This window comes from Flavobacterium esculini, assembly GCF_048284325.1.
In the GTDB taxonomy this organism is placed as follows: domain Bacteria; phylum Bacteroidota; class Bacteroidia; order Flavobacteriales; family Flavobacteriaceae; genus Flavobacterium.
Genome location: NZ_JBLVPI010000004.1, coordinates 237921 through 250023 on the forward strand (window position 1 = coordinate 237921; position 12103 = coordinate 250023).

The following is a 12103-nucleotide window of genomic DNA, read 5'->3' on the forward strand; positions in this document are numbered from 1 at the left end:
GCTGTTATTGTTTTATTATTTTTCCGCTTTTATAAAAAGAATTTGATTCTACTTTGTATATGTAAATCCCTTTACTCAATGCTTTCAATGAAATACTGGCCGATTCAATTGTAATTTCTTTATTCAGTACTTTTTGACCTGAAATAGAATAGATACTAACCATCGCTCTATCTAATCCAACTGGTAATGAAATTGTAATAAAATCAATTACCGGATTTGGATAGATTATAAAATCATCCGAAAAAGTGTTCAACGATAACCCGTTACTCACCGCTAAATTAAAATCTGGAATACCGTAACCATATTGATTATCAGGCACCGTATACCTGTCAGCCGATTTTATAATTAATTGGCGAATTTCGATATTGGTTTTACTGGGATTTGCCTGCCATAAACAAGCAATCATTCCTGCCATAATAGGACTGGAAAAAGAAGTTCCATTTGCATATACAATATTTCCAAATTCATCAGACAAAACATCCGATTGTCCTTGGGCCATAACGTCCGGTTTTATCCTACCATCAGACGAAGGTCCAATGGAACTAAATGAAGCCAATACCTCGGAAGATTTCACCGCTCCAACAGCAATTACAGATACAGCATCGGCGGGTACAGCAATATAAGGATCAGCTGTTCCTCCTGAATTTCCGGCTGAAACCACCACAATCATTCCTCTACTAAACGCAATTTCAGCACCACGCGAAATAAAAGCTGTCGTTCCATTCATCTCGCTGTAGGTATGGTTGTAAGTGCTTTTATCGTATTCAAAATAGCCTAGAGAAGTGTTTATAATATCAACTCCCAAACTATCTGCTCTTTCAGCTGCTTCAACCCAAAGGGATTCTTCAACAGGGTTTTCGGAAGTATCATCTTCGGTGATAAATAAATAATAAGAAGCATCTGGCGCTGTTCCCACCAATGAATTTTCTTTGTAACCACCCATTGAAGAAAGTACTGATGTACCGTGCGAAGCTCCAGTGTAAAAATCTGGATTTCTTAAAACAAAATTATAACCTCCTAAAATTTGATTATTATCTCGTAATCTTTGAAAAGGTTGCGCTGTGTTAACACCGGGAAATCCAGCGTCTAAAACCGCAATTATTTTCCCTGCTCCGGTATAATTATGTTGGTGCAATAGCTGTCCGTTAAGCATCTGAATTTGATTTGCAGACGTTCCGTAAGCGTAATCAATTTTGGTTTTCTTACTTTTAGTTACCTTTTTAATTTTAGTTGACTTCGTTATTTTACCTGTTTGATTGAGTAATTTATCTGCAAAATCAACTTTAGTTACAAAAGGAAACGTTTTTAATGAATTTATAATTGCCTGTGTTCCTCGAACATGAATTGCATTCAACCATTTGGATTTTGCCTTAACAGTAATTCCTGCAACTGCTTTTACTTGACTGACGTATGATGATTCAACAGGAACATCTTTAAAATCTAAAACTATATTCTGATTCGTTCTTCTGTCCAAAGCTCTTTGGGAAAGCATCAGTAAAGGGGTACTTATATATGATTGAGAATTGGGTTTGGTATTGAAATATACCCAAGCATCTTCTTGAGAAAAACCAATAGAAGTAATGAATAAAAAAAGAAGTAAATAGATTTTTACCATAATAATATTATTTCTTTAAAACATAAAAAAACCAATAAAAATCTATTACTTAAGCACCAAAACAGCTGTTTTTGTGGCGTTTTACAAATAAAGTACTAAGCTAAGAAATTACTCCCGAACCAACTAATTCTTCTTCTAAATACCAAGCAACAAACTGTCCTTCGGTTATTGCGGATTGTGGTTCTTTAAATGCAACAAACATGCCGTTCTCAAATTGATGTAATGTGGCACTTTGTAAAGGTTGTCTGTAACGTATTCTGGCCATAACATCCATGGTTTCGCCATTGGCCAAAGCCAAATCTTTACGAATCCAATGCACTTCAGATTTTTCTATCTGCAATGCTTTCTTGAACAATCCCGGATGTTGACTGGTTAATCCGGTATAAATTGTATTGGTTGCCACATTTGTAGCGATGATAAATAATGGATCCGTTGTTCCGCCTACATTCAATCCTTTTCTTTGTCCAATGGTAAAATAATGAGCCCCTTGATGTTTCCCCACTTTTTTTCCCATTTCTGGAGTATATGGAAGTTTTCTTGCATCGAAAGCTAAATCCTCTTCCAGAGTTAGACCTTCTTGTTTTTCAGAATTGTAAACCGAATCATTTTTATCAATTTGAATAATAAGGCCATCTTTAGGCTGCAATTTTTGTTGTAAAAACTCTGGCAAACGTACTTTCCCAATAAAACATAACCCTTGAGAATCTTTCTTTTCGGCAGTAATCAAATCCATTTGGGCAGCAATTTCCCGAACTTCCGGTTTGGTCAATTCTCCAATTGGGAATAAAGATTTTGCCAATTGCTCTTGTGACAACTGACAAAGAAAATAGGATTGATCTTTGTTGGTATCGGCACCAGCTTTCAATTGATAAACGGTTTCACCATTGACTTCAATTTCGCTTTTTTGACAGTAATGTCCTGTTGCCACATAATCGGCTCCAAGACTTAAAGCAATTTTCATGAAAACGTCAAATTTTATTTCGCGGTTACAAAGTACATCAGGATTTGGAGTTCGCCCTTTTTCATATTCGTTGAACATATAATCAACGATTTTCTCTTTGTATTCTTCGCTTAAATCTACGGTTTGAAAAGGAATTCCTAATTTTTCAGCCACAAGCAATGCGTCATTACTATCTTCCAGCCATGGACACTCATTAGAAATAGTAACAGAATCATCATGCCAATTTTTCATAAAAAGACCTATAACTTCATAGCCTTGTTGTTGCAATAAATAAGCAGCAACACTCGAATCTACACCTCCGGAAAGTCCTACAACAACACGTTTCATCTTCAAAAAATTATAATTTTATAAGGGTGCAAAGTTACAAAGATTTATAATAGGAAAAGGAATAGAATAAATAACGCCTAATTCTTTTTTTTGTTTGATACAGTCTTCATAAATCCACCTCGATTAGCTACTCTTTCAATCGAGTGCTGAACGATTAAGGCCCCTATTGCGTACATATTATAAAGTTCATAAATAGCAGTGCTGATTTGGAACTCTTTGCTTATTTTTTCTAATTCCTTTTTTCTTTCGGTTAGTTGTTCTTTAGCCTTATACAAATCAACATCATTACGAACAATTCCAATATTCTGACGCATTAGAAGTTGTAATTCTGCTTTCATTTTTGCTATTTGACTCACATCCATTTTAGGTCTTTCAACTGATTCCCAATCTGAAATAATACCTTCGAATGGAAGATTTCCAACTGAAGTATTAGCCAAATAATAGTATATCTTCTCCGAATACACAAGCGCTTCCAACAATGAATTCGACGCTAATCGATTCGCACCATGCAATCCTGTTTGAGAACATTCCCCACAAGCAAATAAATTGGTTACCGTTGTTTTTCCATTTTTATCTACCATAATCCCACCACAAAGATAATGTTGCGCAGGAATTACGGGAATCCAGTCTTTTGGAATTTCGATTCCGATACTTTTACAACGCTCATAAATCATGGGGAAATGTTTTGTAAAAGCATCTAAATCCAAATGAGTACAATCCAGATAAACACAATCGTCACCTGATTTTTTTAATTCTAAATCAATGCTTTGCGAAACAATATCTCTTGATGCTAATTCGCCTCTTTTATCATAATTTAGCATAAAACGGACTCCTTTTTTAGTACGCAAATAAGCACCAAATCCTCGAACCGCCTCTGAAATTAAAAATTTAGATCCTGAAGAAGAATCATATAAAGCAGTAGGATGAAATTGAATAAACTCCATATCTCTTATGATGGCATTCGCACGAAAAGCCATTGCAATTCCATCTCCGGTAGCAATTACAGGATTAGTCGTATGACCGTAAAGATGACCAATACCCCCAGTTGCTAATACCGTAAATTCAGATTTGAAAGTAATAATTTCTTTTGTTTTTTCATCTAATGCATAAGCACCAAAACAAGCATTATTCTGGGTTATTAAGTCAAGTGCAAAATGGTGATCCAGAACAGAAATATTCTCTTTTTGATGCACCTGTGCTAAAATAGCACGTTCAATTTCATGACCGGTTTGATCTTTATGATGCACCACCCGGTTTTGAGAATGGCCGCCTTCTTTACCTAAATCAAAATTACCCTTGGTGTTTTTATCAAACTTGGCCCCCCATTCTATTAGTTCTTTCAACCGTTTTGGACCTTCAGTGACAACCATTTCAACTACAGAAGCATCACATAAGCCGTCTCCACAAATTAAGGTGTCTTCGATGTGTTTTTTATAGGAATCCTCTGTTTGGTCAGTGACTATAGCAATACCACCCTGAGCATATTTTGTGTTGGATTCATCGGCATTCGACTTGGTAATTATCGTGATTTTTCTATCGGGAAATCGATCTGCTATTTTTATGGCAAAAGTCAATCCTGCCACGCCAGAACCGATAATTAGATAATTGGTTTTAATCATTATTTTGACAATTCAAGCATTCGTTCAATGGGAAGTAAGGCTTTTTTTCTAATATTTTCAGGAACATCAATCTCCGGACTTTCGTGAACTAAGCAATCGTATACTTTTTGTAAAGTATTCATTTTCATATAACCACATTCACTACAAGCACACGTATTATCCTCTTTAGCGGGAGCTGGAATTAATATTTTATGAGGTACTTCCTGTTGCATTTTGTGCAAAATTCCAACTTCGGTGGCGACTATGAATTTATTGTTAGGATCCGTTTTTACATAATCAATCATTCCGGCTGTCGAACCAATATAGGCTGCCGTTTGCAAAATATGCGTTTCCGATTCGGGATGCGCAATAATTTTGGCATCAGGATGTTGTTTGTGAACTTCAATTAATTTGTCCAATGAAAAAGCTTCATGAACCACACAAGAGCCGTCCCAAAGCAGCATGTCTCTGCCTGTTTTGCTGATGATGTATTTACCTAAATTCTTATCCGGCGCAAAAATAATAGGCGTTTCTTTAGGAATGGATTCTACAATTTTCAAAGCATTCGATGATGTACACACTATATCGCTCAATGCTTTAATTTCGGCAGAGCAATTCACGTACGTAATAACAATATGATCGGGATGTTCATTCTTAAATTTCTTGAATAAATCCGGAGGACAAGATTCTGCTAGTGAACAACCTGCTTTCAAATCGGGAAGAATCACTTTTTTGGATGGGTTTAAAATCTTAGCTGTTTCAGCCATAAAATGCACACCGGCAAAAAGAATAATATCAGCATCCACTTTCATGGCTTCTTGTGACAATCCTAAACTGTCACCTACATAATCTGCAATATCCTGAATATCGGCTTCCTGATAATAATGCGCTAAAATAACAGCATTTTTCTCTTTTTTTAATTCTAATATGCGCTCTTTAAGACTTTTCATTTCTTTTGAATTCATTAAGTATTAATTATAGTAATTCTCCAAGGAAATTGATTCGTTTAGAATACACTATAAATCTATTTATATCTTGGACTTGTTTTATTTTTTAAAGCAAATTAATACCTCAAAAAAGTACCACCAATTTGACCCGTAAAAGCTTTAAGGGAATCATTTTTTAGTAATCTCTTTAGCCAGACACTACTATTTTGATACGATTGTGAAGCAATAAAAATGGTACATAAATTCTGCATTCACAGATAGTAGAAAACATAGGTGGCTTTTTGCAAATTTATGGAAATAAGTTTTATTTTCACGCAATTACTTTGATTGTTTGAGATGTAAATCGTTTCTATGAATCCCAAAATCTTTGTTTTAAAACAAACTAGGTGCTTATTGCAAAAAGCCTTCTTTATTTTTACATAAAAAAGGCTTTTTTTACTATTTATTATTAAGATTTTGAAAAAAGATACCTAATCATAATGATTGTTCACAATACTTTCAATAATAAATATCTAAAAGGATTTTACTTCTTGAATTATCGATTAGTTTTTCAATTCTTGCATAAAATTCCTGATTGACCATAGGACAACCAAAACTTTTACAAATTGGCTGCTCCTGCTCTTCACCAGGCACTTTACTATATTTATGGATGACAATATTTCTCAGGAAAGCATTATTGTTTGATTGTTCCAATCCGTATAATTTATAGGATTTGCCAAATTTCCCATTGTAGCTAGCTCCTATATAATATTTACCTAGTGAAGTACAAAGGGAATTGGGCTCATTACTAAATAATAGCTGCCCTTCCGTTTGTGTTTGCGAACCAATCCCGTGGGCAACCAAACCTTGATCAATTATGGTATCATTTTTTAAATCATAAACAAAAAACCTGTTTTTTCCAGACTTGATTTTCATATCAATCAGAAAAACGATTCCTTTATTAAAATTTGGATTATTGGCTAGGAATTTCTTAATCACAAGAGCACGATTCAATAGTTTTTCTGCTGTTGAATCTCCTGATACGGCAATGATAGAAGGATTATTTTTAGTGTTTTTTGTTGAAATTTTATTGCTGAAAAATAACATTCCAATCAATGTTAAAACGAAAATTACGTTTCTCATTATATTGTTCTTAAATATTGTTCTATATTAATTCTTAGAGTGTCACGAAACAATTCATAACACTACATAGTTTCCTAAAACTACAAAAAAACGGATAGATGTTTACCCTAAGGTGATGTTTTCATTTTGCAAAACAAGACATTTGTTTTTTTGCCCACAATTTAACTCTTAATAACGGTTTTACAAGCTCTATTATTTTATTTTTTTGGTTTATTTTTTTGATTTAGTAGCGTTTTCAGGAAAATTCATATTCACGTCCTTTACTTTTTTTCCATTTTCGAAAAATTGCCAAATTCCTGTTTTTTTGCCATTTACAAATGCTCCTTTTGAAACTGTATTCCCGTCAGTATCTTTGAAAATTGACAAACCATTGTATTCGTTATTCTTGAAAATGGATTCTTCAAGTACAATCCCTTTTTCGGTATATTTTTTATAAATACCGTTTTTTAGGTTATTTTTATAACTGATTTCTTCAGCAATTTTACCACTCGGATAAAAAACAGTTCGCAAACCTTCTAACTTTCCATTTGCATAACTTTCAATAGTCATTACAATTTTTGAAGCTTGATGATAATACTTCCATTGTCCTTCAAATAATTTGTTGACTACTTTACCCTCGCTAACTTTATTCTTAGCCTGGTCGTAAAAAATAGTGTACGCAGAATTGTCATTAGGATTGAATTCTCTTGTGGCTATTATTGATTTTGCTTTGGTATCATCATAAAAATTAAAAACTCCCGTTTCTTTCCCATGCGCGAAAGTTCCTTCATATCGCGGCCGTTTAGATTCTTCATACAACCCTTTCCATACACCATGCTTCTTACCGTTTTGATCTAATTTATTAAAATCTGTTTGCGCCTGAAGACAAAACACATTCAAAAAAATCACAACAAATATCCCTTTTTTATAAAATGCTTTCATAATAAATAACCTTTTTATAGTAACGCCTTCTGATCGCTTAAATTATCTGTAAATAAAAAAATCCCGAAATATTTCGAGATTTTTTTATTTTTTATTTCTTTTTATCTTTCGCCTTTTGAGCTTCGGCTTGTTCCATAACTTCTTGAAGTTTTTTCTGGAATTTACCTTGTTTCTTAGGCTCTTTCAATTTATTCTCTTGTATTTGAGCGTGAATTTTATCACTGTCCACAATGTAGTTTTTAATCACAAACATAATTCCTATCGTAATCAAGTTGGAAATAAAGTTATACAAACTCAATCCAGCACCATAACTATTGAAGAAAATCAACATCATAATTGGCGAAATATAAATCATATATTTCATCATTTTTGCCATATCAGGCATTCCTTCTTGTTGTGGGGCGGCCATTTGTTGATCTCCAGAAGTCATTTTCATATAAAAGAAAATAGCTATTGCAGCCAATATTGGAAACAAACTAATGTGGTCACCATACAATGGGATATGAAAAGGCAATTTATAAATAGAGTCAAATGAAGACAAATCATCAGCCCAAAGGAAGCCTTTTTGTCTTAACTCGAAAGCGGATGGAAAAAATTGAAAGGAAGCATACATAAAAGGAAGCTGAATCAAGGCCGGAATACATCCTGCCATTGGGTTCACCCCAGCTTTATTGTATAATTTCATCGTTTCCTGCTGCTTCTTCATTGGGTCTTTTTTGAATTTTTCTCCCAATTCAGTAATCTCAGGTCGCAACACTTTCATTTTGGCCTGTGACAAAAATGATTTATAAGTAATAGGCGACATCGCAATTTTAACGATAATAGTAAAGATAATTATCGCAATTCCATAAGCGATATACGAACTTAAAAATCCGAATAATGGAATAAAAATAAATTTGTTAATCCATCCAAAAATTCCCCAACCTAAAGGAATAATTTTCTCTAAATTTTTATCGTATCCTTTCAATGTCTTATAATCCGATGGTCCAAAGTACCAACTCATTTTATAATCTACTTCACCATTGGTAAATGCTAAAGGTACATTTGCTTTAAATTGCTTGATATAAGTGGTATCAACCTTTTCATCAACAACTAATTTACTAGATTTCAAGGAAGATTTAGCAAACGGTGTATCAGTCAATAATATAGTGCTGAAAAAATGCTGTTTGAAAGCAATAAACTTGACATTTTCAGGTGTTTCTTCTTTGTCTTTTCCGTCTCCTACATAGTCGAATTTCTCACCTTCATACTCGAAATTAAGTAATGTATATCGATCTTCGTAAGCAATGCTTTTTTCTGTTCTATATGTTTTTAAATTCCATTCTAAATCCAACGGTTTAGCTGTATTCAACACTTTATTCAATCCTTGCGAACGAATATCAAAACCAACCATATACTCGCTTGGTTTCAATATGTATTTGTATTCTAAAAACTCATTTGCACCAGCTTTCAATTTCATGGACAGTATTTGATCTGCTCCAACTTTTGTTACTGTTGGTTCAAAAAACAAGTCTTTTGTATTTAAAGTACGGTTATCACTGGTTAGTAATTGCAGATTCAAATTAGCGTTATTGTCTTTAATCAATTCTACTAATTGCCCAGAACCTTTTTTAAATTTTTCGAAGTTTTTCAAAGTGGCTTCAACAATATAGCCCCCTTTATTGGCAACTCTCAATTTTACAAATTCGTTTTCGATTGTTGTAAAACCTTCTTTTGCTGAAGGAAGTGTAGCAGAATAAGCAAAATTTCCTAATGTTTTTTCCAATTGTGCCAATTGTGTAGAATCTCCAGCCACAACACCACCAACAGTTAACGGTATAATCATTTTAGCGCTTGCTTCTTTAGCTTTAGCTTCTTTGATGACCAATTCTTTCTTGGCTTTATCAGCAGCAAGATCTTTATCAGAAGGTTGATTTTGATACATTATCCAAATCAAAATACCAAAAATCAATACAAAACCTATAATCGAATTGAGGTCAAATTTTTTTTCTTCCATTATTTTATTTAAAAAAAGTTTACTATTTAAGGTATAAAGCTTTATGAATACAGCGATCGAACACTAATTCAAAAACTAAATACTATTTTTTCTTTGCCTGAACAGCGGCTGCCACAAAATTCACAAAAATAGGATGTGGGTTTGCTACCGTACTTTTATATTCAGGATGGTATTGAACGCCAATAAAAAATGGATGATCCTCTATTTCTACAACCTCAACTAAACCAGTATCCGGGTTTATACCCGAAGCTACTAATCCTGCTTTTTCCAATTGAGCTACATACTCACTATTGTATTCATAACGGTGACGGTGACGTTCAGAAATAGTTGATTTACCGTATATTTTATACGCCAAAGTATCTGGTTTCAAATCACATTTCCAAGCACCAAGACGCATGGTTCCCCCTTTATCAGTGATTGTTTTTTGCTCTTCCATCAAATTCACTACCGGATGAAGCGTTTTGTCATTCATTTCAGTAGAATTAGCTTCTGAAAGTCCAAGAATGTTTCTTGAATATTCAATAATAGCCATTTGCATACCCAAACAAATTCCGAAAAATGGAACTTTATTTTCACGGGCATAACGAACAGTTTCAATTTTTCCTTCAATTCCTCTTTCACCAAAACCTGGTGCAACAAGAATTCCGTCTAATCCAGCTAATTTCACGTCTACATTATCTGCATCGATATATTCAGAATGGATTGAAATAACATTTACTTTGGTTTCATTAGTAGCGCCTGCATGAATGAAAGCTTCCAAAATAGATTTGTAACAATCCTGCATTTCTACATATTTTCCAATCAAACCAATGTTTATAGTATGCTTAGGATTTTTTAATCTGCGTAAAAAAGTATTCCAGTTTTTTAAATCCGGAGCAGCCTTTTTAGGCAAATCCAATTTCTTTAAAGCCACAACATCAAGTCCTTCTTCAAGCATCAAATTAGGCACTTCATAAATAGTGGAAGCATCAATTGACTGGATAACGGCCTCTCTTTTTACATTACAAAACAAAGCCAGTTTATTTCGTAATTCTTCCGAAATTTCGTGCTCTGTTCTACAAACTAAAATATCCGCTTTGATACCGCTTTCCATCAAAGTTTTAACAGAATGCTGTGTTGGTTTTGTTTTCAATTCTCCGGCAGCAGCCAAATAAGGAACTAATGTCAAATGAATCACTAAACCATTATGCTCTCCTAATTCCCATACTAATTGACGAACCGATTCGATATATGGTAAAGATTCGATATCTCCTACTGTACCTCCAATTTCTGTAATAACAATATCATAATCCCCTGATTTACCAAGCAATTGCATTCTATCTTTAATTTCATTGGTAATATGAGGAACAACCTGAACCGTTTTACCAAGAAACTCTCCTCTTCGTTCTTTTTCAATAACCGAAAGATAAATTCTTCCTGTAGTAACATTATTCGCCTGAGAAGTAGGAACATTCAAAAAACGCTCGTAATGACCTAAATCCAAATCTGTTTCTGCACCATCATCGGTAACATAACATTCTCCATGTTCATATGGATTTAAAGTACCTGGATCAACATTGATATACGGGTCGAATTTTTGGATAGTAGTTCTGTATCCTCTTGCTTGTAATAATTTTGCCAAAGATGCCGCTATAATTCCTTTTCCTAAAGAAGAAGTCACACCGCCTGTAACAAAAATATATTTCGTTTGATTCATTCTGTTGTTGTTTGTAATGTAGTTGTGTAAAAAACGTGGCAAAAATACAATTATAAATCGAGAAAAAGCTAATTTGAAAATGAGATAATTTGAAAATTTGACAATTCAATACTACTCCTATTTTCAAATTAGCTTTTTCCTAATTCACAAATTAAAGCGGTTTTGGATATCGCTTTTTAATATTGCGAATTAACTCCTCCAATCCATTGAGTTTTAATTCATAAATCAATTGCAATTGCTGCCCTAATTCTCCTTTTGGAAAACCTTTATTGCTATACCAAACCACATAATATTCTGGTAAATCAATAAGATATCTGCCTTCATATTTGCCAAAAGGCATTTTGGTATGAGCAAGTTTGACAAGTTGTTTTTGGTTTTGTTCCAAAGTAAGTTCCTAGTTTAAAGTTTATGTTTAAAGTTCAATCTATAAACTAAAAACTATTGCCTGAATCTGCTACCAGATTACTTCCAGTTAAAAGTAATTTGTTTCTCGATTTCGGTATTTAAACTTAAAAAAACAGGACATGTCATCGCGGTTCTTTCAAGGATTGTTTTATTCTTTTGATCCGTCGTTCCTACCATATCAAAAGTGATTACTATCGTTCCTATTCGTCTTGGCTCCGCATTCATAACTTTAGTTACTTCAGCGGTTGATCCTTTCAAATCTACTTCAATATCACGGGCTTTTATCCCCATAACGGTCATCATACAACTTGCCAAAGCATTAGCAACGGTATCGGTTGGCGAGAAAGCCTCCCCTTTTCCATTATTATCCACCGGAGCATCCGATACGATTTCTGTTCCAGATTGTAAATGTATTGACGATGTTCTTAAATCGCCTAGGTAAGTTACTTTTGATGTCATATTTTTTCTATTATTTCTCACCCCTCCCGAAACCTCGGGACTCTCCGAAGGAGAGG

General features: G+C 33.9%; 10 protein-coding genes. All 10 read right to left on the minus strand.

Annotated features, from left to right (window positions below; translation table 11 throughout):
* Positions 1-4 precede the first annotated feature (4 nt).
* Entirely contained in the window at positions 5-1615 is a 1611-nt protein-coding gene (locus tag ACNQGG_RS05640; RefSeq protein ID WP_417962049.1) for a S8 family serine peptidase, read from the minus strand.
* Positions 1616-1715: 100 nt separating this feature from the next.
* A complete protein-coding gene (gene mnmA, locus ACNQGG_RS05645) occupies positions 1716-2903 on the minus strand; it encodes a tRNA 2-thiouridine(34) synthase MnmA (RefSeq protein WP_417962050.1) in 1188 nt (395 codons plus the stop codon).
* Between the two features lie 77 nt (positions 2904-2980).
* A complete protein-coding gene (gene nadB / locus ACNQGG_RS05650) occupies positions 2981-4522 on the minus strand; it encodes an L-aspartate oxidase (RefSeq protein ID WP_417962051.1) in 1542 nt (513 codons plus the stop codon).
* A complete protein-coding gene (nadA, locus tag ACNQGG_RS05655; RefSeq protein ID WP_417962052.1) occupies positions 4522-5466 on the minus strand; it encodes a quinolinate synthase NadA in 945 nt (314 codons plus the stop codon). Before nadA ends, nadB begins: the two co-directional genes overlap by 1 nt.
* Positions 5467-5946: 480 nt before the next feature.
* A complete protein-coding gene (locus ACNQGG_RS05660; protein ID WP_417962053.1) occupies positions 5947-6570 on the minus strand; it encodes a murein L,D-transpeptidase catalytic domain-containing protein in 624 nt (207 codons plus the stop codon).
* 210 nt (positions 6571-6780) lie between these two features.
* On the minus strand, positions 6781-7491 hold the full coding sequence (locus ACNQGG_RS05665) for a toxin-antitoxin system YwqK family antitoxin (protein ID WP_417962054.1): 711 nt from the start codon (positions 7489-7491) through the stop codon (positions 6781-6783).
* A gap of 91 nt (positions 7492-7582) precedes the next feature.
* Positions 7583-9487 (minus strand): membrane protein insertase YidC, encoded by a 1905-nt coding sequence (yidC, locus tag ACNQGG_RS05670; RefSeq protein WP_417962055.1) that lies wholly within the window; start codon positions 9485-9487, stop codon positions 7583-7585.
* A gap of 82 nt (positions 9488-9569) precedes the next feature.
* Positions 9570-11183 (minus strand): CTP synthase, encoded by a 1614-nt coding sequence (locus ACNQGG_RS05675; RefSeq protein WP_417962056.1) that lies wholly within the window; start codon positions 11181-11183, stop codon positions 9570-9572.
* Positions 11184-11334: 151 nt separating this feature from the next.
* Entirely contained in the window at positions 11335-11568 is a 234-nt protein-coding gene (locus ACNQGG_RS05680; RefSeq protein WP_416850314.1) for a DUF3820 family protein, read from the minus strand.
* A gap of 77 nt (positions 11569-11645) precedes the next feature.
* Positions 11646-12047, minus strand: a complete 402-nt coding sequence (locus ACNQGG_RS05685) for an OsmC family protein (RefSeq protein WP_416850313.1) — start codon at positions 12045-12047, stop codon at positions 11646-11648.
* Positions 12048-12103: the final 56 nt, after the last annotated feature.